This window comes from Legionella massiliensis (assembly GCF_000756815.1).
GTDB lineage: Bacteria > Pseudomonadota > Gammaproteobacteria > Legionellales > Legionellaceae > Tatlockia > Tatlockia massiliensis.
The window spans coordinates 577,752-602,833 of sequence record NZ_CCVW01000004.1 but is presented as its reverse complement, the minus strand read 5'-3'; the positions used below and the strand labels follow the sequence as shown (position 1 = coordinate 602,833).

The following is a 25,082-nucleotide window of genomic DNA, read 5'->3' as shown; positions in this document are numbered from 1 at the left end:
TCAGCCCTCTTTGATTCTTATAAAAGAGCCGCCACAGGCGCATAACTTCGACGATGAATTGCGCAAGGACCAATTTCTTTCAGCGCGTTACGATGCTGCAAAGTTGGATAGCCTTTATGTAAAGCAAAGCCATAACCTGGATAGAGCAGATCCATTTTTTCCATCTCTTCATCACGAAGTATCTTGGCTAAAATGGATGCTGCCCCAATGTTATTGTGTAGACTATCCCCTTTTATAAAGGCTTTGCAGGGCATTAGGACTGCGGGAAGGTGTATACCATCAACCCATACTTCATCGGGTCGAATGGCCAGAGCCTCTACTGCCCGTTTCATAGCTAATAGGGTTGCTTGATGGATATTTAAACGATCAATTTCCTCAACCTCCGCCCGGCCATAGGCAAAACAAAGGGCTTCGCCCTTAATTATTGCTTCCAATTTCTTACGTTTTGCCGCTGTTAGCAGTTTTGAATCAGTCACTCCCTCAATGGGATGACGCAATATTACAGCAGCTGTAATTACCGGCCCCGCTAAGGGACCACGGCCAACCTCATCGACTCCAGCAATGTGTATTTCCATGTATTTGAGCTCCTACAATTTTGCCTCGAAAAGTTAGAAAAACACCGAAATCCCGCGGCTTGAGCACGGGATCGGTCAACTCTTGTACCATTGCTAGACCCCGCGGTCGCCGCCGCGGGGATTCGAATATTATCCCGTTACAAAGCAAGAAGCGGCCATCATACCCATTTAAAATTGATTTATCATCAAGAAAGTGAGATCATGCGCACAAATTATCGTCAGTTTTTATCCTATGAGTATTTTAAAGTGCGCAGTTATCGGGGTTGGTTATTTAGGACGCTTTCATGCGCAAAAATACCAGATGTTACCTAATAATGCTGAATTGATAGCAGTCTGTGATGTCAACGCAGAGGCTTGTGAAACAGTATCAAGAGAACTCAAAGTTCCTGCCTATTTTAATTACAAAGATTTATTCGGTAAGGTTGATGCTGTGAGTATTGCAGCAACCACCCAAAAGCACTATGAAATTGCCAAAGACTGTATTGAACAAGGCATTCATGTTCTCATCGAAAAACCCATTACAGAGACAGTTGCCCAGGCTGATGAATTGATTGCCTTAGCTCAAAAACATCAGGTTAAGCTTCAGGTAGGCCATTTAGAGCGTTTCAATTCCGCCCGTTTAGCCTTAGATGAATATCTTGAGCATCCCTTATTTATTGAATCCAATCGATTAGCCCCCTTCAATCCACGTGGGACTGATGTAAATGTTATTCTTGATTTAATGATTCATGATATTGACCTTATCCATACCATAGTGAATTGCCCGATAGTTAGCATTGATGCACAAGGCGCTCCAGTGTTGTCACAATCCATCGATATTGCCAATGCCCGAATTACCTTCGAAAATCATTGTGTGGCAAACGTAACCGCTAGCCGCGTAAGCTTTAAAAGTGAGCGTAAGACACGAATTTTTCAGCCGAATTCCTACATTTCTATTGACTATCAAAACAAGCAATTTGCTGTCTTCCAGAAAGGTGAGGGTGAAATGTTTCCCGGCATCCCAGAAATCACCCGTCACCAATCGGTTTTTGAAAAAGGTGATGCTTTATTTGAAGAAATTAAAGCCTTCATAGAATGTATTCAGCAAAACTCCACTCCGCTGGTTACTGGCGGAGAAGGTCGAGATGCTTTGGAAACTGCGGCTAAGATTACTTCTTTAATCCATAGCAATCTTGATACACGAAATGCAAGCGACAACTAAACGGCTTGTTATTATTGCGGGTGAAGAATCAGGCGATATCCACGCGGCTTCGTTTGTACGCAAACTTAGTGCTGAGAATAAGGCATTGCAGTTTAGTGGCATTGGCGGCAGGCATATGCAAGAAGCCGGTGTTGAGCTTATCAGTGATCTAGCTAAGTTTGGTGTTACGGGTCTTACCGAAGTACTCAGGCATGCTCGTGTTATACGCCAGGCTTTTAAGTCAATCAAAGCCTATCTCGAACAAAATAAGCCCGATTTGCTTATTCTTGTTGATTATCCTGGTTTTAATTTGCGGCTTGCAAAATTTGCTAAACAGCTTGGTATTCGTATTTTATATTACATAAGTCCACAGATTTGGGCTTGGAAAGCCAATCGCATTGAAACTATTCGTGCCTGTGTAGACAGAATGGCCGTAATTCTTCCCTTTGAAAAAACGATTTACCAAAATGCCAAGGTTCCAGTGTCCTTTGTGGGGCATCCGCTTGTCGATAAAATAAACTATTGCACAGACCTTGCTAGCGCTCGCCATCATTTATCCTTACCGACAGACAAGCGCCTGATTGCCATGTTGCCAGGTAGTCGAATAAACGAAATCGAAAGACATATGCCAGTGCTGCTTGCAACAGCTGAGAAGCTGAATCAAGAGTTGGATAACTTACATTTCGTTATTCCAATAGCAGGAACTTTAGAACCCTCGCTGGTTAAAGGCTATTTTGCTAAATCTGCGGTAAGTATTAGTTTTATATCAGGTCAGGCTACTGATGTAGCAGCATGCAGTGACTGTGTGGTCGTCGCATCGGGTACAGCCTCTTTAGAATGTGCCTTATTGGAAAAGCCTATGTGCATCATCTACAAGGGCTCAACCTTGAGTTATATTGCCGCAATGAAATTTATCAAAGTGAAATATTTGGGTCTATGCAATCTCTTACAAAATGAGATGGTTGTTCCCGAACTTTTACAATATGACTGCAACGTTGATGAACTAACACGTTCACTGAGAGAACTTTTAACAGAACATGAAACTATTCATCGCATGCAAACCCGCCTAAAAAAGCTTAAGAACTCCCTTTCTGCAGAGCAAGCTGATTGCTCGATTCATGAACTTATCCTGCAAGAATTAGAGTAATAGGTCCCCCACTCCGTCATTGCGAGCAAAGCGAAGCAATCCAAAGTGCCGTGCTTCGAACCCTGGATTGCTTCGCTTTGTTCGCAATGACGGCTGCTTTTTTTATACACGCACTCACAATGACGATGTGGGGATGACCTATTACAAATTAGGGCCATAACAGGGCTTCATATAAACAAATCAATTACCACTTGATCTTCTAGAATAATATTAAAACAAAAGATCGTATATCTGGTGTTCAGATGAAATTCAATATACCCTCTTAATTGTGGAAGCAAATTGCACAATTATTAACAAGAATATTAAATGTTTGATATTATTAACTCCCCTGTTGATGAAGATGAAATATGTAAGGCAATTCAAGCTAAATACGATCTAGCTCCCAGCTCGCACATTCTAGCCCCTTCCTTTTAGCAGTCAGGAGCCTAATATATACCCAAGTAAAATCAAGAAATTACTTGGGTATATTTAGTGAGCGCTACTGATCTTAGTGCTCATTATTTCACTAACCTGCTGTTTTTATCTTAAAGATTGTAGATTATCAATTTACCTTCATGTACAATTAATTTTGCTTTCGCTTGAAAGTATTTGGATGAATGTTTTAACTAAAATAAGGAAGTTATGATGAATGTCATTGATACACAAGCATCTGTGCAAATCACAAAACAAGATCAAGGCTTACAGGATTTGGTTTACGGCTTGGTAACCCGATTCCTTGCAGACAACAAAGGAAAATCCATCGACGATCTCTATGACATGATTCTTTCTGAAGTTGAACCCCCTCTCTTGCAAGCTGTTATGGAGAAGAAACGTGGTAATCAACTGCAAGCTGCTAGAATGCTTGGAATAAGCCGCGGCACTATCAGAAAAAAATTACAGCGCTATTTTGGAACAAAATACTTTCGTTTAACTGACGAATAATCTTATCTAGCAATTACTACTTAGTATCCCCGCTTAATGCGGGGTTTTTTTTGCTTTGGCAAGGCTCCCTCATCCGCTCCATAGTTATCTACACAAGCGAAATCTGAGGGCAGCGTAATCAAGGTTTTCTTTAGATAAGAATAATCATCAATTAAGCTTTGTAGGTTGAATAACTGCTCCTGCCTAAGATCCTTATCTGTAAGGCTTTTAGACACTTATGTAGATACCTATGCATCCGCCCTCGGACACCATGCAGCACTTGCCTTATCACCGCTAGCTCTGGGTTTTGGAGAAGGCTCCCAAATGCAGCAACCCTTGGCTATTGCGATTATCTAAGGCTTAATCGTTGCCGTACATACTGTGCTGATTATCATGCCTGTGGTTTATTTGTGGTTAAAAAGCAATTAAATAGATTGCATATTGGACAATTCATCATATTTACTTAATAAAGTTTGTATATACTTTACACAAAATTAAGTGGAGTAAATCATGCATCTAGTTATTTATTTTTGTGGCACAGGCAATCCAGGAAATAGTTTCCCGGGACAATATGATTATGTACCTAATGACGGTAATGTACGTACGGTTTTTGTTAAGGGATGTGAGCAGCCAGAAGTATGTAATAGTGGGCTATTTCCCGATTTAAAAGGCTTCGCCGGCCGCTTTACTCAACAACTAGTTGGTAAAGACAAAAAAATTGCAACAACTGAAGATAAAGAATTGGAAAGCATTGGTATTAGACTTGATCGCACTGATATTCAAGGAGTGGGTGATGAGGAAATTGAAAGCATCACCTTATGCGGGTACAGCCGTGGTGCGGTAACTTGTTTTGAGGTAGCTAAAGAATTAAATAAAATTGCTCCAACAATCCCTGTGGATATCGTAGCTGATCAGCCTGTTCCTGGAAATTTTTATTCAGGCCCTGGATCAAATGTTGCTAGTATTTCTGATTGCAGCAATTTAAACAATTTAAGAAATGTTAGTATTATTCTTGGAGCCTATACCGGTGCAAAAACAAGTGTCAATCTCAGTGTAAAATTAGAGATGCCTGAGGATCTTACACAATATCAGAACAGCTATCTTTTAGTGAATAATGCGCTTTATTATGTTGGAGCTGATGCTAAAGCCCAACCCCTAGAGTTTAATAGACAATATAACACGACAGAAATTTTAGAGTTTTTAAAAATTAATCCAGAAATAGAAGGAAAACATTCTGTTCCTACTTTAGCGATGAACTATTTAACAACACATTATGCACTTGAGGCACAACATGAAAGTACGGATCCTATACATCGCGGATTTTTTTCACAAGTAGTACCTAAATTACCAAGAACCGCTCATCGTGACTTGATTGTTATTCCTCGTGAAAGTCATCACCAGAATCCACATAATACCCCAGATGGTGGAGAGCATATGCATATGCAAGTTGCTAAGTATCTTCATAAGCAGGCTTTGGTAAATGAAGAAGACGTTCAAAGAAAAACAGAAGAGGCTCGTGCTGTTTATACTCAGCATCAACATATTGCAGCAAAACAGTTCCCCGCGATTTCTCAGTTACAAAGTTTTTTTGGTTTAGAAAAAGAAAAAGCTTATCGTTATGTTGATAAGCTACATCCTAACGGACATCTACGACGAGGCATGACCTGGAATAGAGGAGAGACGTTAATTAATTGGTGGTCTAAACAAGATGAAAAAGCGTCATATTTTTCAAGTCAATTAACCAAAGATTTGATAAAAACAATCGAGATTACAGAAAGTAATAATGTAGAGCAATTAAAAACACTTTTCCAAGAGGCTGATAGTTGGCTGATTGCCAAAGAAAATGTTTCTACCTCGCGATATTACCAAGTAGAAAGCTTGCGAAATAATATTTATGATCAATTAGTTAACACTCTACACGTTGATAAAGTAGAGTTATATCAACTCAATTATCAGAATATGCATAGAATGGGATACTTCCAAAAGCATTGGACAGAAGGAAGTTCTCATGCCTCCTGGTTTAAAACCGATGAAACTCGTGCACTTGATCGAGCATTTGAGGAACATGCGAAAGCAGAGCCCTCAGAAGAGAGTGATAGAGCTCTATTGCAAGCTTTAGAAACTTGGATTGAAGCCAAAAAAGGAACACAAAGCAAGCGTTATGATTTAGTGGTTGAAATAACTGAGCATTTACAAGATGTAATTGACCAGAGTTATACACAAACTCATCAAGAGCAACAAACTTTATAGGGAGGTAAGAGCCCTCTGCGCTCAGGATCTGAGGTATCACCACGAATTTGTAACTTAAAAAATAGTTATTTATTAAATCATTATGCTCTTTCTTATGTCGTTCCCGCGTAGGCGGGAATCCAAAGGCCATCACTCTGTTTGGGAGATAAATTCCTGCCTGCGCAGGAATGACAGAAAAATAGATCAACTTAAAGTCGAAGAAGGTGACGTCATTTTGGTTAAAAATTGGATAGACTCGGGAGAGATACTGCAGACCTGATCCAGTTAATTAAAGAATTTGATGCTTTGGGAGTATCAATTCGATTCCTTGATGATGGAATTAGTACGGAAGGGACTATGAGGAAAATGGTAGTAACCATCTTGGCAGCAGTTGTACAAGCCGAGAGGCAACGCATTCTCGAGCGAACCAATGAAGGTCGAACAGAAGCAAAGCTAAAAGGGGGAAATTTTGGTCGTAAACGTGAGAGAAAATTATTTCGCTTTAATTGAGTTGCATCGAATGCTTAAAAAGAACAGATGAACAATACAGAGATACTCCTGTTTGGAAACAGTTTTACGAGTTGGCAGCATAACCTCGCCTAGCCTCAATTATCCAAAAAATTTTCGACAAAGCCACACAACATCCTTAAAATTTTGCTTCTGATTAAATTTTAAGGATGTTGTTTAACTAGTGCAAAAATGGCCAACTACTGAAGGTTGAAATTAATGATAATATTGATCAACTGTATTAACGTAATCTTGAGCGAAGTTAGGCCAGTGCTCCTTATCGAAGCCAGGAGCATTTTTTAAGCGTTCTTTATCAATATTTAGTATGTAACTTCCATCATTTAATTCATAGGCAAATAAATTCCAAGGTATTGCAAAAAACTTATTTCCAAAACCTAAAACACCACCAAAATCCAAAACCAAGTAACTGACTTTCCCGCTGCTTTTATTAACAACAACTTCGTTAATTTCACCCAGATTTTCTCCAGCCGCATTTTTTACTTTGGTTCCAGTTATTTCGCTTGCCTTTACAATGTTTGATATATTCACTTTCAACTCCTTGTATCATATCCATAATATCGTTATGCGTGAGAGACCGAATCAGGTTGAAATAAAGCGCATTAGAAAAATGCGCTTTATTTCAATCTGATTAACGATGATCAGTTTTTTTAGGTTGGTTCATTGGTTGTTTTTGCTGACCTTGTGAATGCTGATCTGATTTGGATTGCCCCAAACCTTTTTTATCTTGATCTTTGTTAAAAGATTGGCCTTGAGGCGGTCTGTTTCTTGTGTTTTCCATGACAAGTCTCCTTTTCTATTAGACACCTAAACGATTAGTACTATTTTCAAATAAATTCAAGCAACGCTCTCAATAAAGCAGCTGAATCGGTGCAAAAAGAAATCGCTTCCCATCGTGAAATTGTTGAAGGAAAAATAAGATTAAAGAACAAGTTGGTTGAATTTTCTCCATCCAATGCTGTTCATGTCGTTTGGAACGAAAATATTTGTTTCAACTTGTAACAGCCCCCTGCTTTTAAATGCTTACCAACGAAAATACCTTGCTCTTGACCTATAAACAGAAATTAATGCTCGTTTGGGGCAAAAAATTGGGAGCCAGGTATTCTTTTGTGAATAAATTCATCATCAGTTTACCTAATGGGCTTAAAAGCAATTTCTAAATACGTACTATATTTAAACAGTTAGTTGTTTTTTATCATTCACTGATCTAAAACGTCGATTATCTAAGCTTTTCTTTTATCTTGGTTGTACATGTCATAACAAAGGGATTTTTGACTTAATTAGGGAGGAAATATGTTAAGCACAATACTCATAATACTTTTAATCCTGATTCTTATTGGCGGTCTTCCTAGATGGAACCACAGTAAAAATTGGGGCTATGGCCCAAGTGGATTAATTGGAACAATACTTATTGTATTAATTATTTTGATTTTACTTGGACGTGTATAGTGATTTGTCTTTAGTCGAATTAACGGCACCAGAAGGAGAAAGTCATGTTTTACATTATTGCATGGTTATTGGGAGTGCCAGTTAGTATTTTGGTATTAATCTGGTTATTGTCTCATCTATAAAAGGACTTTATTATGAACAATCAATGTGATGCAACCCATTTAGGGGAAAATATAATACCAGGTCGACGTATATGTTGGTCTGCTATTTTCGCAGGTGCTTTTACTGGATTAGGCCTAGGATTTTTATTACAACTTTATGGCATTGCAATTGGCTTAAGCGCTTATAGTTCATCATCCTCTGGTGGGGCAGTAATTGCCATTGGAGGCTTTCTAGGGATGCTGGTAGGTATTATTGCTTCTATGATTGCGGCTGGTTTTGTCGCAGGCCATTTAGGGAGGTCCTGCTATAGTCATTGCCACGATGGTGTTATTTATGGCTTTTTAACTTGGAGTTTGGCATTGGTGTTAAGCGCTATTCTGTTGTTTCCTTTAACTTATTACACCTCTGCTTACACTAAAGCCTTATCACCTACAGTTGAGGTCACTAATACTTTACCTCATTCTATTGCTATAAAGTCTGATGCCAACTCTACGCAAGGAACTATGAAAACTTATCCTAATATTAAAACCACGCCAACGGCATTGACAGGCAGTTCTTGGATACTCTTTCTTCTTTTTTTTATCGGAGCAATATCTTCTTGTGTAGGTGCTTGTTGGGGAGCGTCCTGTAAGCAGGAGTGTCCAGCAAAGTCAGATAAAACTCCTTCATCACCCACACTGCGCTAATATACAACCAGGGAGCGCCCGCTCCCTGGTTGCGTTCTTGAATTACATACTGAAATAATAATCCGGGTTGATCTTGGATAGCTAATTGTTGTAACAACTTTAATATTTGCAAACTCAACATCATAAACTATGCTTAAAGAGATTATTTATCAAGGAGGATAAAATGAATCAAGATATCTTTGAAGGAAAATGGGAAGAAATCAAAGGGAAAATGAAAAAGACTTGGGGTAAATTAACTGACGATGATTTTAAAATCATTGAAGGAACCCATCAAGAAATTTATGGAAAACTCCAAAAGCATTATGGATATTCAAAAGAGGAGGCTGAAAAAGCGGTCAAAGATTTTCAAGACAAAATTAAACACTAATCGTTACTAAAGACTAAGGAGTGGTCATGAAGAAATTAATTGTAATTTTTTTGCTCTTAGGCTCATCTGTTGGCTTTACTGCATCAGTAACCGACTTAAGTGCCAAATGGATTTGTACGACTAATGCCAGCACTAGCGACGCCGCAGCAGATAAAGCCGCTGATGATAAAATGGCAAATACTCAAGGTTCTGCAGCACAGTCATTCGCATTTGCAGCCCAAAACTGTCGTGATTGCACTAAAATTACTTGTGAAGCAAAAGACTAGAGCTGCTAGCCTCTAAGACGAGGGCACCGTCAAGTTAACTCTTTCCTTACGTTATAAAAAGTTAACTTGACGGTGCCTAATTTTGCTTTAAAGCTGTCGACATCCAACTAATTGACTCCTGGTTGTGATGACTGCAACGGTTAATCGATTGTAAACACCGAAATGGCAATACCAATTATGAGTAGCCATTTATTGATTGCTTATCAGGATCTACCAGCTCTTACACTAGAGGCCGCTGACGTAGCTGGCGCCCTCACTTCATTGGAAATAGCATGATTTCTAGTAAGCTCTAAATAAGCCGATTTTGCTTCAGCCGGCGCTACATGCCTATCAGCACGAGCCTGTGCATGAGTATGCATCCTATTATAAAGTTGCTTTATTAGGGATAAAACGGTGTCCTGTGCACTAACTTGCGCGCTGGGTTTAAAAAAACTAAAACTAATACCAAAAAGACTACTCGATTGCGACTTCGGCGGCCTCGCGATTTCAACCTTATTGTTAACTATGCTTAGGTATAAATCATTAAGCTGCCCCATAGCTGCTAAAGGATCCCTACTTAGTTGTCCCATCAGTTGAGCTGTAAAGGCTGTTGGATCATTTACTATTGTGTTTTTAAGAAACTCCTCTAGTGCCACCGTATTGGTCTGTGCACCTGCCTGCATCAGCTTGGCGCTTAACTGGCAATAATTGTATTCTAAAGCCCAGTCTAATATCGTCCGTCCATTGCTATCTTTGGCATTCAAGTCAACCTTTGCATTGATAACAATTTCACTCAGTTGAATAGCCTCAGTCTCTGACAATGAGCGCACAGATCTACCGCTAAGAGCAAAATGAAATGGGTTTTGGCCATCGGAATTTCGTTGATGAAGCATTCCCGGGTTTCTTTGTATAAGATCGTTTATCAGGCTTAAATCATTAGAGAACATCGCGTAATGTAAAACATTTTTTCCTTTGTCATCCAGATGATCGATACCTCTTGCTTCTCTGTCTAATAACATTCGCCCGACACCAAAATCAAAATTAGCTAAGACTCTAAAAATAGGAGGTATGTTGTTCTTACATGGCCTGTTGGCAAGATCACTATCAGCTTCTAGCAATATTGCTGCCAGGGAGTTTCGGTTGGCTGCGAATCCAAAACAAAGATAGTCGATACATGAGCCATATACCGAACTTATTAAGGTTGTACTCGCCCCTTTTTCCAGCAGATACCTTACCATGTCTGCATTACCTTGCTGTAGCGCTCTCATTAGGCCAGTAGCACCACCCTTGTCAATTACAATATTTACATCTATTCCATTATTCAAGAATTTTTCCACAATACTTATGTTTGCAAGCATAATCGCGCTTTCAAAGGCCTTTACATCTTTAAGAATACTGGGCACTGTTTCAACAATTCTTTCGAAGGCTTCATGGTCTTTGCGTTGCACGATTTCCCTTATAAGCTCCTCGCTGATAGCAGCTTCCGGGGTTAATAAGTCGTAAAAGGTCTCTAATTTATTAGCCTTGTATGCCAAAGTCAGGGCAGAGTTGCCATTTATATCTAATTCATTCATTTGGATTTGTTTGGTGTTTGCTAAAATCGCTGCAATTCTTGGATCATTAGACTCGGCGGCATAGTGCAGAGGTGTTTTTCCTTGGTAGTCTTTGCTATTTAGAATAGAGACAGCATCTTCTCGCAGCGAGACAGCATGTAAGACTTTCTTGAACAGTTCTATATCGCCACTCTCGGCGGCGTAATGAAGAACTGTCTTTGCACTGTAGTCTTGAACGGATAAATCAACATGATGATCATAAATTAGTCGCTCAAGCATCGATGAATTGCGCATCATAATAGCCAAATGCAGGGGTGTTTTACCCACATAAACAGGAGGAGCTCCTTGCTCTATACGCAGATTTATCTGTTCTGGATTCTCAGTTATCAGTTGCTCTAGCTCACCTGCCTCATGACGATATATCGCTGCATGATGAAGCGGGTGACTTTCCTGAAAAGATGAGCTGACAAGCGTCTGAGCCTCAGTTAGTTGGCCTGGAGTCGCCGGGGCAATATCCTGCTGAATTAATCGGAGAGAGGGGCTATTCAAGTTAGCTATGTATTGCTCTCTGTCTGCTGTGCTTGAACGATAGCCATATAAAGAAATATCCCCTTCTTTAGAGTTGATAATTGTAAGTGTATTAGACATGCCCTCTTTGATAACCTCAACAAGCTCCTCAGCGCTATATAAATCAAAGACATTAGGCTCGTAAAAAGTTGCCGGCGGTAAACCATGTTGCATGAGCAAGATATTTAACAAATTATTTGCAAAGGTTCTGCCATTAGCATCCATAAAAGGGTGAAGTACTTCGTATTGACGAATATGTTTGGCAATTACAAAAATTTTCTCGTCTATAGTTTGAGCGGCTTTAATTTCTCGGTTATAAGATTCGGTAATTGCCTCTAAATAAGCTTCCTCATTCTGCCTTGGGGCATGAAAGCCAACACTAGCTATATTAAAACCGCGCTTATGCATCTCTTTGTAGGTTTCTGCGGCAATTTCAGAAATTCGATCGGCCGGGATATTCATTATGTATCTGTCGGGAATTGGTCCCGGATTGCTTGGCGTTCGCTCTATAAAGTTAAATGCAGCCCTTCCCTCAGCAAGAAACCCAAGACCTAAGAATTCTTCTATACCCTTAATGGATGCACGTTCTGTCGGAACAGCAAAATACACAACCTGTCCAGCCCGCACCTCCCCAGGTGCAATCTCTTCTAAGCCTTTTACGTTCCGGCTACACTTTCTATGAATACTTTTTATAAAATCAACTGTTAATTCAAAATCGTCTTCAACGTCCAGAGCACTGGAACATAAGCTCTCTAAGGCTGCATTTATGGAACCAGCTTCTCTTGATTCATAGCCTCGCCAGCCCTCTTGTTTTGCCCAAAAACTCCCATCGACAAATAACCTCCAGAGTTCTTCTTTTGGGTAAGATTTAAGGAAGGATAAACCTGGTAATTGCGGCATGGCACAATCTCTAAATTTGACCATCTAGTGAAATTATAGAGCACATGGCTTATTATTTGATTTTATCGCAAGGGTATTTAAAATAGATCTGAGGGGTTTTGAGGTAATAGCTTAGGAGAATATGCTGTCATTGCAATGAAGCAATCCAGAGTTCGGAGCAATGACAGCTATCGGAGATTTTTAGGCTTCCAACAACAACTTATTAACACGGTTAACAAAATCAGCGGGGTTATCCAATTGTCCGCCTTCTGCCAAGACCGCTTGTTCAAACAGCATAACGACCCATTCACCAAAGCGACCATCATCGGTAATACCATGCAGGCGCTTGATCAATGCATGCTCAGGATTAATCTCAAATACAGGCTTAGTCAGTGGCACTTGTTGTCCAGCAGATTGCAGAATACGTTGCATCTCAAGTCCCATATCATCTTCAGCGGCAACAATGCAGGCTGGTGAGCTAGTTAAGCGGTGAGTAAATTGCACCTCTTTAATCTTTTCACCAAGAACATCTTTAATCTGCTTAAGCATTGGCTCCAGCGTTTTTTCTTCCTCTTTGGTTTGAGGCTCTTCGTCGCCAAGATCAATCTTACCTTTAGAAATGGATTGCAGCTTTTTGCCTTCAAACTCACTCAGATAACCAACTAACCATTCATCAATTCGATCGCTAAGCAATAACACTTCGATACCTTTTTTCCTGAATATTTCAAGATGAGGGCTATTTTTAGCTGCGTTATAGCTTGAGGCAGTAATGTAATAGATCTTATCCTGCCCCTCTTTCATGCGAGAGATATAGTCAGCTAGTGAAACAGTCTGCTTTTCAGAATCACTTAAAGAAGTCGCAAAACGTAGCAATTTGGCAATAGTTTCCTTATTGGCAAAATCCTCAACTGGCCCCTCTTTGAGTACCAAACCGAATTCAGTCCAGAACTGTTGATAGGCTTCAACATCCTGGGTGCTCAGCTTTTCTAGCATGGTTAGAATGCGTTTTGTGCAAGCAGTTCTGATAGCATCGACTAGTTTATTGTCCTGAAGAATTTCACGCGATACGTTCAATGGCAGATCGCTGGCATCCACTATCCCTTTTACAAAACGCAGATAACGCGGTAAAAACTGTACGGCATCATCCATAATAAACACGCGCTTAACATAGAGCTTGAGGCCATGCTTGGTCTCTTGCTGCCACATATCGAAAGGAGCGTGTGATGGAATATAAAGTAAGCTAATATAGTCTTGTTTACCCTCAACATGATTATGTGACCAAATTAGCGGATCTTGATAATCATGAGAAATATGTTTGTACAACTCTTTGTATTCTTCGTCACTTATCTCTGATTTTTGCAAAGTCCAAAGGGCTGTAGCTTTGTTGACCGTTTCAAACTCATTAGACTCCTTATCATCCTCTGCCTTTTTCTTCATTTCGATAGGCCAGCAGATATGATCAGAGTATTTGCTAATCACTTGACGAAGACGCCAATCATTTAAAAACTCTTCTTCATCTTTCTTCAAATGTAAGATAACTTCGGTACCACGTTCAGCTCTATTTTCTTGGGCGATAGTAAATTCACCATCACCAGTAGATTCCCAAACAATCCCTTGATCAGCACTTAGCCCAGCACGACGGCTCTTAAGTGTTACTTTGTCAGCAACAATAAAGGAAGAATAAAAACCGACACCAAACTGCCCGATCAAATGAGAGTCTTTGGCTGATTCGCCAGTCATGTGGCTTAGAAATTCTTTAGTTCCAGATTTAGCAATAGTTCCTAGGTTTTCAACTGCTTCATCCCAACTTAAACCGATACCATTATCTTTGATAGTAAGCGTTTTGAGTTTTTCATTATATTCAACAGTGATATGAAGATTTGAATCCCCCTCATATAGGGATGCATTAGCCAGGGCTAAAAAGCGAAGTTTATCCAAGGCATCAGAGGCGTTAGAAATCAGCTCTCGTAGGAATATTTCCTTGTTGGAGTAAAGCGAATGAACAACGAGGTGCAGCATTTGTTTAACTTCAGTTTGAAATCCCATGGTTTGTTGCTTTGCCGACATTTATAAGTCCCCCTTAGGCAATAAATTCAAAATAAGCTACTTAACGTAGTGTTTGGGTCACTGCCATTAAGTTAAGGAAGGTTTTGTCATTCCCGCGAAGACGGGAAACTATTTCTAGCTAAGCACAGTGCTAATGTAGAGATGGTTTCCCGCCTTCGCGGGAATGACAACTGCCCTTAACTTAATGGCGGTGAGTAATTGAGTATATGCGGTTCCCAATAACAAATTTCAAGGCTAGTCCAAATTTAAATCCTGTTTCCGGCTGATTTGCTCGATATTACGCACGATATTCTTAGAAATAGTCGTCAACGGCAAATCATTATCATCCTTACCAAAGGGTTCCTCTAACTCTTCAGACAAGATTTCTAAGCCCAGCAGGATATAAATAATCATCAGCATCATTGGGATGACTAAAAAGCCAAAGGTCTCAATCCAGCCAAAGGGAAACATCAGGGCGTAGAAGAGTAAAGCTTGTTTAACAAAGAAGGCAAAAGCAGGTGGCACATGGGTATTATTAATTCGCTCACAACCACCAAGCATATCAATTAAATTAACCAGATGGCTATCCAGTACCATGTATTGCTCGAAACGAAGTTTTTCTTCGTCTCGCAATTGATTAATAATCGCATACATTGGCTTAACGATTAAAAGCACGGGATGTTGCGTGCCCTGCTCTTTGATGTGCAAACGCTCTAATATTGCACTGATTGCCTTGCTCTCGCCCCGCAGGCTGGCTTTGATCATTATGGGTAACTCTTTTAATAAAAGAAAAAAAACGGGCTGTTGTTCCAAACCGATAAAGGTTTCAAACTTTAATCCCAGGTTGCGGCAATTATTAACGATGGAACCCCATAAAATACGCCCCTCCCACCACCTGGCAAAGCTTGTATTAACCCTAAAGCTGATAACGATTGTTAAAATAAAGCTGAAAATTAAATGGAATTGCCCAAGATTATAGCGAGTTGCATGTGGGAAAAAATAGGCTACCACAATCTCATAAGCAGCTAAGATGATCATGATTGGCATTAATTTGCGGAATACTTTTTCCTTATAAAACAAGAACAAATGCGGAACCCAAGTCAACAGGTTATGAGACCTCATTTTCATAAACACTCCAAAGCTTCAATTTTTAGACTAAGTCTTCGTAATATAACGTCAGCCATTGAAAAAAACGACTAAACAATTCGCTATTTAGCAGATCCCTATATAAAAAGCCCTATAACTTCCCAATATACGTAGTCAGTCTAACGCTTTTTAATCCTAAGGTATTAAAATTGTTTGAATTTCATTTTGAGCTTGTTGGAAACATTACAACACAAGATGATTTTTTAACCTTAAGAATAGGATATTAGAATGCCTCAAGAGATAAGTGTTTTAGTTCTAGGTCACATACCGTCATTGAGAACGCAGTGAAGCAATCCAAGGTTCAGAGCTTCGCGCCCTGGTTTGCTAGTCGCTTTGAGCCCTATCTCTTGTTATAAACTTTCTGTTATGCTTAGTTCCGAAATAATTTTACTAAAACAGGGAAAGTCAAAATGAAAAAATTATGTCTTATGTTCATTGCTACATTCATGCTCTATAACCCCTCCGTTTTCGCCTCTGCCTTTTATAACTGCAAAAGTAAATACGCCTTATGTACTACAGCAGCCTGTAAGCCTGTTCCAGGGAAAAAAGATTTAGTTTCCTGTAACTGTAGCGTTCATGACGGCTATTCTGTTGGCGCATCACGATGTAAGGGAGCCAAACAAACTAAAGAAGGTGAAGTGGTTTATTCACGCTATTATCCAATCAAACAATATGTTAGATGCTCAAATAGCAGGCCTTGGGCATGGTGTCTTGATAAGCCTTGTATTGTTGATAAAAAAGACCCAACAAAGGCATCCTGTGCTTGTACAATTGCCAAAAACATGGGTGACTACGTCATTGTTGCCAAACAATATAGCCCCAAAGTTTGTACTACCGGCATAATTTCATCGGCTACTGTACAACAAAGCCAGCAAATTACTGACTTCTTAAAAACTCAGAAAACGCTGCAACCCTTTCCAATTAAGGTATTAAATAAAAACTAAGCCATGGCTAATGACTATAAATGGCTAAAATGGATCTCGGAAATCCAAGCAATCGCCCAGGCAGGCCTCAGCTATACCACGAATGAATATGATATAGAGAGGTATGTGCGACTTAGGGCGATTGCTGCCGAGATTGCTGCTGATCATGCTGAAAATACAGTGGAAGAAATCCTCGAACGCTTTACCTTGGAAAAGGGTTATACAACCCCCAAGGTTGATGTCCGCGCGTTTATTCTCCATAAAGAAAAGGTCTTGCTTGTAAAAGAAAGAACTGACGGTTTATGGTCTCTTCCTGGCGGATGGGCTGATGTCAATGAGTCCCCTTCTGAAACCATTATAAGAGAAACAAAGGAGGAAACAGGTTTTGATGTTTCCGCCACCAAGTTACTCGCATTTTGGGATATCCTTAAGCATGATCATCCTTTGCAGTGGCCACATATCTATAAATGCGTTTTTCATTGCCAAATTATTGCTGGGGATGCAAAGGAAAATTTAGAAATTTCTGAGATTGATTTTTTCGATATCCATGATTTACCCCCTTTATCACTCAATCGCATTACTGAAAAACAAATTCAGCGGCTTTATGAACTAGTATCTAAGCCGCAAGATACTGAATTTGATTAAGATTTAATTTATTCCGAATCTCTACGGCTTGACCCAAGGGTTTTAGTCAGAAAGAAAGTAGCCTGGATGCAGCGAACAAGGCTTCGAGACGGCCTAAAGGCCTCCTCAGCCCGAACGGCTTTGATAACGTATAGAGAAATAGACAAACATGGCTCAGGAGAAACTATCATGGGTAAATTGCATGAAAAAATCGCAATCATTACTGGCGGCACTTCGGGGATAGGACTGGCAACAGCAAAACTCTTCGTCAATGAAGGGGCTTATGTTTTCATTACGGGACGACGCCAGAAAGAACTCGATGATGCCGTGAACGCTATCGGTAAAAACGTTTCTGGCTTTCAGGGAGATGTTACCAAGCTTGCTGATCTTGATAGCTTTTACAATACCGTCAAGGCAAAAGGAAAAATTGATATTATTGTTGCTAACGCGGGTGCCGCAGAATTTGCTTCTTTGGAAGATATCACAGAGGAGCATTTTGACACATTATTCAATACTAACGTCAAGGGTTTACTATTTACTGTGCAAAAGGCTTTACCGCTACTTAATGATAATAGTTCCATTATTCTCATAGGTTCTGTAGCAGGCGTTAAAGGAAGCCCAGGCTCAAGTGTTTATGGGGCAACTAAGGCAGCTGTACGCTCCTTCGCCCGCACATGGACCACTGACCTCAAAAATAGAGGTATTCGTGTCAATACCATCAGTCCCGGGCCAATCAATACACCAATCTTAAAAAACATACCTGCCGATGCTATTGATAGGCTTGTTTCTACCATTCCGATGGGGCGTATGGGGAACTCTGATGAAGTCGCCAATGCGGCCCTTTTTCTAGCCTCGGATGACTCAAGTTTTGTTACTGGTATCGAATTATTTGTTGATGGCGGTCGAGCACAAATTTAATAAGTATGGATTCGATATCGATAATCGGGAAAGGGCAATCTGGGTTGATAACTCTTTCCCTTGGCCAGCCACTTAATTATAAAATCGAGACCTCTGCACCAATAAACTGATGAGTATTGCGCATCAAACTCATTGCCTCTCTTGCTTTAATCTTCTTTAAAACCTTTGAAATCTTTAAGAGGATTAGTAGGCTCAATTTGTAAGCGACAAAAATTAGCTAAAATAGCTACCGCAAAATACATTGCTACCGTAACCCCGAAAGACACAATGTCTTTTGTATTTAATCGCTTATTTAATTCTTCAAAAGTTTCATCAGATAATGAAAATTTCTTCTGAAGCTCGTCAACAGCTTGGCAAATAAGATTTCCTTCTTCATCTAGTGAGGTGACTGGAACTTCATGAATAATCGCTTGTATTTCTTTCTCAGTAACGCCGTTTTTTAGAGCAATAAAATGATGTTGATGCAATTCATATTCTGCCTTCGTAACTGATATTTATTGTTGCCTGCTGCTGGATATGCTGTAAAACCCCAGATAAAATGAAATGATAATAGGGGTATTCGCAACGGATTAAAAAAATGGAACAAGTTTATCAGGGTGAAGATCAGAAAAAATATCATTTCCTTTTTATGCTTTCTGCGAAACAAGCAGTTTTTAAAAAAGAAAATGGCCAAGATAGCATGATTTTAAACAATATTGATGAAAAATTACTGTTTATGACTGCACGGCCAGGTCGAACTCGCGCTTTTATGTCTGCTAATAAATTTCTTACTAACTGGCAAGCTAATAATACGATTTATTTAGAGCACCAGCCACGTATTGCATTGATTGATTCAGATATGAATGTAACTAGCGGTGGAATAGCTGAAGCACAAGAGATTACCTTAAAAAATCCTTCTCTGAATGAAAAAAATAATTGGGAATTTGACGTCGTACTACCCTCTCAGAGCTCTTTATCAGATATCCATCATAACATAACACTCATGATAGACTGGCCTGCATCGATGCCTTGCGTGCCTACTATTAAGATACAACTGCCCTCATTAATTAATGATTTCGGCATAAGGAAGTAGGATATGTCAGAAAACAAAGTTGTTTCAAAAGAAGAAAGCTTACATTTGCTTTGCATGTTATGGGCAAATGAAGCTTATATCACATCTGAGGATAATCAATTTTTTCTACAATTGGTAAAAATGGATAGAAAGGTTTTGTACTCTACATCTCGTCCCATAAAAGTTAGTGGGTTTATTGATGTAAAAAAAGTAATTCCTATCTGGGCAAACAACAATCAGGATTTTTTAAATGAACCGCCTGAAATCGCATTAGCCTATACCAAAATGAAATCTAATTCTGATGGCATCTCGCATGCTATTCCAGTTGATCTTTCAAATCCGGGAGCTATTATAGATAGTTCATGCAAGTTCTCTTTAAGTTTTAAGGATGAAATTATTCCTCCGGGAAAATATGAGGACGTTACATTGTTTATTGATTGGTTACCAACGTTATATTGTCCAAAGCCTATTAACCTTCTATTGCCTGAGTATTTTTCTTAAAGGGTAATTATGAAATTTAATGATTTTGCAATTATTTTTTGCTGCTGGTCTAGATCCGAAAATTCATCGCGCTGTCATAAAAACTATTGACTGCAAATCCAGTCCAGCCAAATCTCACTGCCATTAAGTTAAAGAAGGTTTTGTCATTCCCGCGTAGGTGGGAAACTATTTCTAGCTAAGCACAGTGCCAATGTAGAGATGGTTTCCCGCCTGCGCGGGAATGACAAATACTCTTAACTTAAAAGTAGTGGCCCCGGGGTCTATACAGTTTTCACCAGCGCCAGCTCCCACAGTCACGCCGCGTTAATTCGAGTTTTTTCTGGAATTACACACTGTTGTCCCGTACAAAAAATTACGCTAAGTTAGCTTAGGCTCCTTAAGGTTCCCTTAATATTTGCTGAGTAGAATTTGCTCCTTCTATCACTATATTGAGTTTATTATGGAATCTGTAACCGAAATAAGAGCAACATTAACGGAACACAAAGTTATTCAGGAAATGATTGAAACTGAGAGAACCTTTAATACTTCTTTAGCGTTTTTATCTGATATCTTATCTAAAGATGAATTAGTTAAAGATATTGGTGTTTTACTTCAATTTAGAACCATTGTTGAACAGCTTCAGGACATATCTGATAAGCTTTTGGCAAACGTTATTGATGCAATGAGCATTAAGGATGATCCATCAACCCGTAATAAGCTAAAAGAGCAAAGGACAGGATTATTAAAACTATTCTTCCAGCTTTACCCGACCTGTACCAATCTCTATACAGAATATGCTCAATTGGCAGGGGCAAATAAAGAGCTCTTCCAAGAGATTGATAAATATACCTCCCGCAATAACACTAACCGCTTAGACTTACAGGGATTTTTAATTCAGCCTGTTCAACGTGGACCACGCTATGCAATGCTGATTGCTGCGGCAATCTCTTATAATGCTAAATTGCTTGATAATGATGAAGCGAAATTGTCTGAAGAAAAGGTTTTAGATCTCACGAAGCTTTTAGAGGTAGTACAAGCTCAGCTAATCGATGCGAATACCAAGACAGCTAAGCTGGATGTAAAACCTTTTGAATTAAGTGATATACCAGGAATGATTATAAATTATTTTCAAGAGCCCGCAGTCACAACTGTTTCCGAGCAGCCTGTAACTCGAGGATACCGTATTGGTGATGGCTCTCGTGCAGTCTATAGCTGGTTGCAAAACAGAAGGGCTACACAAGCCTTCTCTTTACCTACGATAGCTGAAGAGACTGATTTAGTGTCTGATAAGCTTGAAGAGGACTGCACTGGGGATTCACAAGAACCCGAAGCCGCACCCGAGGTAGCACCAGTTCACCCTTCTAGCGCACAGCCTTCAGCTACTCAGGGATACAGTCTTTCTAGTACATTCTATAGCATGTGGCCAAGCAGAGGAGTTGCTGCACAGCCTGCTTCCTTAACTACGATCGCTGAGGATACTAATTCAGAGGCTGCAGATCCAGATGCAGGTATACTTGGAGATTTTGTGATTCTGCCTGAAAGTAAGCAATTCTCTTAGTAACTTCGAATTAGAACTTCTCAGGGCATAGGAGTCAAGCTAAGTTTTCGATGCCTACGTACCGCGGCTTGTCCGCGGTATCCAGGAGTTCAGAGTGACGAATTAGCATAGAGCTGGATGCCGCGGACCCGCGGCACGTAGGTAAGTGGTGCTTATAATGAACAATAATCCTTAGCTTGACATCTAGTAAGCCCTTTCAAAGAGAAAGTACCTGTAGGGCGGATGTGGGTTCTAACCAGGCACAAACTACTACTCGCTCTTTCGCCCTAATCCAATATAGTAACTACTATCCGATTGAGCTTTGAATTCCTTCTCACCAGGTTGCCAAAAAACCCCAGAATATTTCTCTGTTTTAGCGAGAAGATCACTAATCGTTTTTAGAAAATGTTCCCCCTCTGAGGATTCAAAAGGATTCTTTAATAGGGATTTTTTTTCGTAACGCTTCTTTAAAAGTGCCTTATTATCTACTGTTAGTAACTCTTTAAATTGGCCTATTTCTAGCTCAGGATGTTCTGAATTTAGGTGGACCAGCATTCTATCGATTAAATTCAGCTTTTTTATTATCAAATGAAGCTTGGGATGACTTTCAGAAGAGTGCTTTTCCCAGCGATATTTCTCTTGATTTGCCGCAGAAGACCAATAAAGAGAAACTCCTGTATTGGCGGTTTTAAATAGTTTTTCCAAATTCAAGGTATCATGAATAACATAATCATTAACTACATCCTTCGGCATCTTAAACAAATTACCTTGCAATGAAGCAATTAAATCCTGTCTATGTTGTTCACAGATTTTTGTTAGCTTTTGTATTTTATTTGTTAGGGGCACGATCGAATCTCTTAGGTTTTAAGCAATTTGTTTTTGAATTAGTGCAATAACCTGTTTATTTGCCTCTGGAAATTCATAGCTATTTAATTCATCAACAGGGATCCAGCGAAGATCACTCTGAGATTCGCGGCAGTAAGCTTCCCCCTGAAACCTATCTACTCTAAAGATCAATAAATCAACTGTCTTAGTAACATAGTCATGGAAAATAGTAGTTAAAAAGCAATAATCAAGGATATCGAGACCAACCTCTTCTTTAATTTCCCTGATTAAGGCTGCCGCTGGAAGCTCTCCTTCTTCTAGTTTACCGCCAGGAAATTCCCACATACCGCCATGAGAGGCATGTTCAGGCCTGCGAGTAATTAATACTCGCTGGCTATCGTCAAAAATAACAGCAACGGCTACCTTCATGCCAAAGAGCCATGGCAGTTTTTGAATTTCTTACCAGAACCACAAGGACAGGGATCATTGCGGCCAATTTTTCGCTCTGCTCGTCTAAAAGTGATATCTGCAGGCGCATTATTTTCCTCGGTAAGCTGTTCCTCTTCATGAAGATATTGCATCTTCATGACTTGCTCTGCTCGTCGTTGCTCTTCTACTGCATTTGCATCCGCCTCAGTTTGTACCTGAACTGCAGTGATGATGCGAATCACATCATATTTGAGCTGATCGAGCATCGATTTAAATAAGGAAAAGGCTTCTCGCTTGTATTCCTGCTTTGGATCTTTTTGTGCATAGCCACGTAAATGGATGCCCTGACGCAAATAGTCCATTGAGGCTAAATGTTCGCGCCAATGGTTATCCATAGTTTGTAAGATCACTGATTTTTCAAACTGACAAAGTACTTCTCTACCAGCTACGCTTTCTTTTTCCCGATAGCGTGCCAAGCTCATGTCAAAGATCTTGTCTCTAATTTGCTCAGGTTGAATACTATGATCATCATCAACCCACTGCACAACATCCGCTTTAACTTGGAAATCCTCAGACATGGTCTGAGATAAGCCAGCCAGATCCCATTGATCTTCTAAACTTTGTGGCGGAATGAAGCTATCGACTAATTCATAAATGACCTCTTCACGCATTCCATCGATGACTTCCTTTGGATCAGCCATAGCCATGATTGCAGCGCGTTGGGAATAGATTACTTTTCGCTGTTCGTTGGCAACATTATCATATTCAAGCAATTGCTTACGTACATCAAAATGATGACCTTCCAGTTTCCTTTGAGCATTTTCAATTGCCCTTGTCACCAGGGGATGTTCAATGGGCTCACCAGGTTTCATGCCTAGACGGCGCATCATTGTTGCTACCTTTTCTGATGCAAAAATTCGCATTAGATTATCATCTAAAGATAGGTAGAAACGGCTAGAACCATCATCACCCTGACGGCCAGCACGACCGCGCAACTGGTTATCAATACGGCGAGATTCATGTCGCTCTGAACCAATAATTCTCAAGCCACCAGCAGCAAGCACAGCATCATGACGAAGCTGCCAATCCTTCTTAACTGCTTCACGCTCTGCCTCGCTAGTGCCTTCAGGCAAAGCAGCTAATTCAGCGGATAAGCTTCCGCCTAAAACGATATCTGTACCACGACCTGCCATATTTGTTGCAATAGTTACAACGCCTGGTCGTCCAGCCTCAGCGATAATCTGCGCTTCCTTCTCGTGGAATTTAGCATTTAAAACTTGATGCTTTAGACCAGCTTTCTTCAGTAAGTGGCTTACTAATTCAGACGCCTCAATAGATGCCGTACCTACCAATACTGGCTGCTTACTAGCAACACATTGTTTTATGTCTTCAATAATGGCTTGATACTTATCTTCTTGCGTTAAATAGACCAGATCAGCCTGATCTTTACGGCGCATTGACTTGTTGGTTGGAATAACAACCACTTCAAGGTTATAGATTTGCTGAAATTCATAGGCTTCAGTATCAGCAGTACCCGTCATTCCTGAGAGTTTGTTGTAAATTCTGAAATAATTCTGGAAGGTAATTGAAGCAAGGGTCTGGTTTTCTTGTTGAATAGCAACCCCTTCTTTCGCTTCAATAGCTTGATGCAAGCCCTCAGACCAGCGTCTGCCAGACATTGTACGTCCAGTATGCTCATCAACGATCACTACCTGATTGTCTTTAACAATATAATCAATATCACGATGGAACATCGCATGAGCTTTAAGCGCCGCAGTAACATGATGCATTAGCATGATGTTAGAGGCGTGATACAGACTTTCACCTGGATCAATTAAGTTTTCTTTGATTAAAAGCTCTTCGATATGTTGATGGCCAAGCTCAGTCAGATGAGCCTGCTTTTGCTTCTCATCAATAGTGTAATCCCCTTGATCACCCTCTTCTTCTTGCTTGATGAGATGGGGAATTAGTTTATTGACTTGGACATAGAGATCGGAGCTTCCTTCAGCTGCACCAGAAATAATCAAAGGTGTCCTGGCTTCATCAATTAAAATAGAATCGACCTCGTCAACGATAGCAAAATTTAAATGACGCTGAACCTTGTCTTCAATACTAAAAGCCATATTGTCGCGCAGATAGTCGAAACCAAATTCGTTATTTGTACCGTAAACAATATCTGCTCTATAAGCTGCCTGCTTATCGCCATGTGGCATATCAGGGAAAATAACGCCAACGGTCAAGCCCAAAAATTCAAAAATGGGCTGCATCCAGTGGCTATCACGTTTGGCAAGGTAATCGTTAACGGTAACAACATGAACACCGAGACCAGAAATAGTATTTAGATAAGCAGGCAGAGTAGCAACCAGGGTTTTACCTTCTCCAGTACGCATTTCAGCAATATTGCCTTCATGCAAAACCATACCGCCTATTAATTGGACATCAAAATGTCTAAGTCCCAAAGTACGGACAGAAACTTCTCGAACAACAGCAAAGGCTTCTGCAAGCATTTCATCTAAAGTTTCACCATCTGCAAATCTTGCCTTGAACTGTCCAGTTTTAGCAGCAAGCTCCTCATCGCTCAGCGCCTGCATTTGCGGCTCAAAAGCATTAATGGCCATTACTGTTTTTTCCATGCGTCGCAGTGTACGTTCATTGCGACTACCAAACATTTTTTTCATTAACGTATTCAGCATAGCCCT

26 protein-coding genes are annotated in these 25,082 nt (G+C 40.0%); 15 read left to right on the top strand and 11 right to left on the bottom strand.

Features of this window, described 5'->3' with window-relative positions; all coding sequences use genetic code 11:
- Positions 1–17 precede the first annotated feature (17 nt).
- Positions 18–575 carry a ribonuclease HII gene (gene rnhB / locus BN1094_RS17315; protein WP_099909040.1) on the bottom strand — a complete coding sequence of 186 codons (558 nt, stop codon included), beginning with the start codon at positions 573–575 and terminating at the stop codon, positions 18–20.
- A gap of 232 nt (positions 576–807) precedes the next feature.
- On the opposite strand from rnhB, the gene BN1094_RS17310 reads away from it, so the two are divergent.
- The 3 genes from BN1094_RS17310 (at position 808) to BN1094_RS17300 (ending at position 3,823) form a co-directional block, all read left to right on the top strand.
- Positions 808–1,776 (top strand): Gfo/Idh/MocA family protein, encoded by a 969-nt coding sequence (locus BN1094_RS17310; protein ID WP_044012451.1) that lies wholly within the window; start codon positions 808–810, stop codon positions 1,774–1,776.
- A complete protein-coding gene (gene lpxB / locus BN1094_RS17305; RefSeq protein WP_044012449.1) occupies positions 1,760–2,902 on the top strand; it encodes a lipid-A-disaccharide synthase in 1,143 nt (380 codons plus the stop codon). The genes BN1094_RS17310 and lpxB overlap by 17 nt, the downstream gene beginning before the upstream one ends.
- Before the next feature lie 624 nt (positions 2,903–3,526).
- Entirely contained in the window at positions 3,527–3,823 is a 297-nt protein-coding gene (locus BN1094_RS17300) for a helix-turn-helix domain-containing protein (protein WP_044012447.1), read from the top strand.
- Between the two features lie 20 nt (positions 3,824–3,843).
- Here the strand turns inward: BN1094_RS17300 and BN1094_RS17295 are convergent, their stop codons facing one another.
- Positions 3,844–4,038, bottom strand: a complete 195-nt coding sequence (locus tag BN1094_RS17295; protein WP_044012444.1) for a hypothetical protein — start codon at positions 4,036–4,038, stop codon at positions 3,844–3,846.
- Between the two features lie 274 nt (positions 4,039–4,312).
- Between BN1094_RS17295 and BN1094_RS17290 the strand changes: the two genes are divergently transcribed.
- On the top strand, positions 4,313–6,052 hold the full coding sequence (locus tag BN1094_RS17290) for a hypothetical protein (RefSeq protein ID WP_044012442.1): 1,740 nt from the start codon (positions 4,313–4,315) through the stop codon (positions 6,050–6,052).
- 225 nt (positions 6,053–6,277) lie between these two features.
- The gene (locus BN1094_RS17285) at positions 6,278–6,541 is read left to right on the top strand and encodes a recombinase family protein (protein ID WP_425411922.1); all 264 of its coding nucleotides are present in this window, start codon (positions 6,278–6,280) and stop codon (positions 6,539–6,541) included.
- Positions 6,542–6,754: 213 nt separating this feature from the next.
- Here the strand turns inward: BN1094_RS17285 and BN1094_RS17280 are convergent, their stop codons facing one another.
- Positions 6,755–7,087 (bottom strand): PRC-barrel domain-containing protein, encoded by a 333-nt coding sequence (locus tag BN1094_RS17280; protein WP_044012441.1) that lies wholly within the window; start codon positions 7,085–7,087, stop codon positions 6,755–6,757.
- 100 nt (positions 7,088–7,187) lie between these two features.
- The gene (locus BN1094_RS19935; protein WP_176695320.1) at positions 7,188–7,337 is read right to left on the bottom strand and encodes a hypothetical protein; all 150 of its coding nucleotides are present in this window, start codon (positions 7,335–7,337) and stop codon (positions 7,188–7,190) included.
- Positions 7,338–7,849: 512 nt separating this feature from the next.
- On the opposite strand from BN1094_RS19935, the gene BN1094_RS19390 reads away from it, so the two are divergent.
- The 4 genes from BN1094_RS19390 to BN1094_RS17260 all read left to right on the top strand — a co-directional run bounded on the left by BN1094_RS19390 (position 7,850) and on the right by BN1094_RS17260 (position 9,426).
- On the top strand, positions 7,850–8,005 hold the full coding sequence (locus BN1094_RS19390; RefSeq protein ID WP_044012438.1) for a DUF3309 family protein: 156 nt from the start codon (positions 7,850–7,852) through the stop codon (positions 8,003–8,005).
- Positions 8,006–8,139: 134 nt separating this feature from the next.
- A complete protein-coding gene (locus BN1094_RS17270; RefSeq protein ID WP_044012436.1) occupies positions 8,140–8,793 on the top strand; it encodes a hypothetical protein in 654 nt (217 codons plus the stop codon).
- A gap of 163 nt (positions 8,794–8,956) precedes the next feature.
- Positions 8,957–9,160, top strand: coding sequence for a CsbD family protein (locus tag BN1094_RS17265; protein ID WP_044012434.1), 204 nt, complete (start codon positions 8,957–8,959; stop codon positions 9,158–9,160).
- Between the two features lie 26 nt (positions 9,161–9,186).
- Positions 9,187–9,426, top strand: a complete 240-nt coding sequence (locus tag BN1094_RS17260; RefSeq protein ID WP_044012432.1) for a hypothetical protein — start codon at positions 9,187–9,189, stop codon at positions 9,424–9,426.
- A 203-nt stretch (positions 9,427–9,629) separates the two neighbouring features.
- Here the strand turns inward: BN1094_RS17260 and ankX are convergent, their stop codons facing one another.
- The 3 genes from ankX to BN1094_RS17245 all read right to left on the bottom strand — a co-directional run bounded on the left by ankX (position 9,630) and on the right by BN1094_RS17245 (position 15,578).
- A complete protein-coding gene (ankX, locus tag BN1094_RS17255) occupies positions 9,630–12,425 on the bottom strand; it encodes a Dot/Icm T4SS effector AnkN/AnkX/LegA8 (protein ID WP_052403359.1) in 2,796 nt (931 codons plus the stop codon).
- A 180-nt stretch (positions 12,426–12,605) separates the two neighbouring features.
- Positions 12,606–14,471, bottom strand: coding sequence for a molecular chaperone HtpG (gene htpG, locus BN1094_RS17250; protein ID WP_044012430.1), 1,866 nt, complete (start codon positions 14,469–14,471; stop codon positions 12,606–12,608).
- A 234-nt stretch (positions 14,472–14,705) separates the two neighbouring features.
- Positions 14,706–15,578, bottom strand: a complete 873-nt coding sequence (locus BN1094_RS17245; protein WP_044012428.1) for a bestrophin family protein — start codon at positions 15,576–15,578, stop codon at positions 14,706–14,708.
- Between the two features lie 428 nt (positions 15,579–16,006).
- Between BN1094_RS17245 and BN1094_RS17240 the strand changes: the two genes are divergently transcribed.
- The 3 genes from BN1094_RS17240 to BN1094_RS17230 all read left to right on the top strand — a co-directional run bounded on the left by BN1094_RS17240 (position 16,007) and on the right by BN1094_RS17230 (position 18,061).
- Positions 16,007–16,540, top strand: coding sequence for a hypothetical protein (locus BN1094_RS17240; protein WP_044012426.1), 534 nt, complete (start codon positions 16,007–16,009; stop codon positions 16,538–16,540).
- Between the two features lie 3 nt (positions 16,541–16,543).
- On the top strand, positions 16,544–17,164 hold the full coding sequence (locus BN1094_RS17235; RefSeq protein WP_044012424.1) for an NUDIX hydrolase: 621 nt from the start codon (positions 16,544–16,546) through the stop codon (positions 17,162–17,164).
- Between the two features lie 168 nt (positions 17,165–17,332).
- Positions 17,333–18,061 carry an SDR family NAD(P)-dependent oxidoreductase gene (locus BN1094_RS17230; protein WP_044012422.1) on the top strand — a complete coding sequence of 243 codons (729 nt, stop codon included), beginning with the start codon at positions 17,333–17,335 and terminating at the stop codon, positions 18,059–18,061.
- Between the two features lie 146 nt (positions 18,062–18,207).
- On the opposite strand, the gene BN1094_RS19020 is transcribed toward BN1094_RS17230, so the two are convergent.
- Positions 18,208–18,528 carry a carboxymuconolactone decarboxylase family protein gene (locus BN1094_RS19020; protein WP_052403358.1) on the bottom strand — a complete coding sequence of 107 codons (321 nt, stop codon included), beginning with the start codon at positions 18,526–18,528 and terminating at the stop codon, positions 18,208–18,210.
- Positions 18,529–18,638: 110 nt separating this feature from the next.
- Here BN1094_RS19020 and BN1094_RS17220 point away from each other — a divergent pair, with 110 nt between their 5' ends.
- The 3 genes from BN1094_RS17220 (at position 18,639) to BN1094_RS17210 (ending at position 21,150) form a co-directional block, all read left to right on the top strand.
- Positions 18,639–19,133: a hypothetical protein gene (locus tag BN1094_RS17220; RefSeq protein WP_044012419.1), complete on the top strand. Its 495-nt coding sequence runs from the start codon at positions 18,639–18,641 to the stop codon at positions 19,131–19,133.
- 3 nt (positions 19,134–19,136) lie between these two features.
- Positions 19,137–19,613, top strand: coding sequence for a hypothetical protein (locus BN1094_RS17215; RefSeq protein ID WP_044012417.1), 477 nt, complete (start codon positions 19,137–19,139; stop codon positions 19,611–19,613).
- A gap of 439 nt (positions 19,614–20,052) precedes the next feature.
- Complete coding sequence (locus tag BN1094_RS17210) at positions 20,053–21,150, top strand: RhoGEF domain-containing protein (RefSeq protein ID WP_044012415.1); 1,098 nt, start codon at positions 20,053–20,055, stop codon at positions 21,148–21,150.
- A gap of 249 nt (positions 21,151–21,399) precedes the next feature.
- On the opposite strand, the gene BN1094_RS17205 is transcribed toward BN1094_RS17210, so the two are convergent.
- Genes BN1094_RS17205 through secA form a run of 3 tightly spaced genes read right to left on the bottom strand, consistent with a single transcriptional unit; the run spans position 21,400 to position 25,076 of the window.
- On the bottom strand, positions 21,400–21,975 hold the full coding sequence (locus BN1094_RS17205) for a hypothetical protein (protein ID WP_044012413.1): 576 nt from the start codon (positions 21,973–21,975) through the stop codon (positions 21,400–21,402).
- 18 nt (positions 21,976–21,993) lie between these two features.
- On the bottom strand, positions 21,994–22,383 hold the full coding sequence (gene mutT / locus BN1094_RS17200; RefSeq protein WP_044012411.1) for an 8-oxo-dGTP diphosphatase MutT: 390 nt from the start codon (positions 22,381–22,383) through the stop codon (positions 21,994–21,996).
- On the bottom strand, positions 22,380–25,076 hold the full coding sequence (gene secA / locus BN1094_RS17195; RefSeq protein WP_044012409.1) for a preprotein translocase subunit SecA: 2,697 nt from the start codon (positions 25,074–25,076) through the stop codon (positions 22,380–22,382). Before secA ends, mutT begins: the two co-directional genes overlap by 4 nt.
- Positions 25,077–25,082: the final 6 nt, after the last annotated feature.

Bases quoted from the DNA above. Each gene is read 5' to 3' on its own strand.
- BN1094_RS17270 (WP_044012436.1), top strand. From the start codon at position 8,140: ATGAACAATCAATGTGATGCAACCCATTTAGGGGAAAATATAATACCA.
- BN1094_RS17245 (WP_044012428.1), bottom strand. From the start codon at position 15,578: ATGAAAATGAGGTCTCATAACCTGTTGACTTGGGTTCCGCATTTGTTC.
- mutT (WP_044012411.1), bottom strand. From the start codon at position 22,383: ATGAAGGTAGCCGTTGCTGTTATTTTTGACGATAGCCAGCGAGTATTA.
- BN1094_RS17235 (WP_044012424.1), top strand. From the start codon at position 16,544: ATGGCTAATGACTATAAATGGCTAAAATGGATCTCGGAAATCCAAGCA.
- BN1094_RS17210 (WP_044012415.1), top strand. From the start codon at position 20,053: ATGGAATCTGTAACCGAAATAAGAGCAACATTAACGGAACACAAAGTT.
- BN1094_RS17230 (WP_044012422.1), top strand. From the start codon at position 17,333: ATGGGTAAATTGCATGAAAAAATCGCAATCATTACTGGCGGCACTTCG.
- BN1094_RS17265 (WP_044012434.1), top strand. From the start codon at position 8,957: ATGAATCAAGATATCTTTGAAGGAAAATGGGAAGAAATCAAAGGGAAA.
- BN1094_RS17290 (WP_044012442.1), top strand. From the start codon at position 4,313: ATGCATCTAGTTATTTATTTTTGTGGCACAGGCAATCCAGGAAATAGT.
- ankX (WP_052403359.1), bottom strand. From the start codon at position 12,425: ATGCCGCAATTACCAGGTTTATCCTTCCTTAAATCTTACCCAAAAGAA.
- BN1094_RS17300 (WP_044012447.1), top strand. From the start codon at position 3,527: ATGAATGTCATTGATACACAAGCATCTGTGCAAATCACAAAACAAGAT.
- BN1094_RS19390 (WP_044012438.1), top strand. From the start codon at position 7,850: ATGTTAAGCACAATACTCATAATACTTTTAATCCTGATTCTTATTGGC.
- secA (WP_044012409.1), bottom strand. From the start codon at position 25,076: ATGCTGAATACGTTAATGAAAAAAATGTTTGGTAGTCGCAATGAACGT.
- BN1094_RS17220 (WP_044012419.1), top strand. From the start codon at position 18,639: ATGGAACAAGTTTATCAGGGTGAAGATCAGAAAAAATATCATTTCCTT.
- BN1094_RS17240 (WP_044012426.1), top strand. From the start codon at position 16,007: ATGAAAAAATTATGTCTTATGTTCATTGCTACATTCATGCTCTATAAC.
- BN1094_RS17215 (WP_044012417.1), top strand. From the start codon at position 19,137: ATGTCAGAAAACAAAGTTGTTTCAAAAGAAGAAAGCTTACATTTGCTT.
- htpG (WP_044012430.1), bottom strand. From the start codon at position 14,471: ATGTCGGCAAAGCAACAAACCATGGGATTTCAAACTGAAGTTAAACAA.
- BN1094_RS17260 (WP_044012432.1), top strand. From the start codon at position 9,187: ATGAAGAAATTAATTGTAATTTTTTTGCTCTTAGGCTCATCTGTTGGC.
- rnhB (WP_099909040.1), bottom strand. From the start codon at position 575: ATGGAAATACACATTGCTGGAGTCGATGAGGTTGGCCGTGGTCCCTTA.
- BN1094_RS19935 (WP_176695320.1), bottom strand. From the start codon at position 7,337: ATGGAAAACACAAGAAACAGACCGCCTCAAGGCCAATCTTTTAACAAA.
- lpxB (WP_044012449.1), top strand. From the start codon at position 1,760: ATGCAAGCGACAACTAAACGGCTTGTTATTATTGCGGGTGAAGAATCA.
- BN1094_RS17310 (WP_044012451.1), top strand. From the start codon at position 808: ATGAGTATTTTAAAGTGCGCAGTTATCGGGGTTGGTTATTTAGGACGC.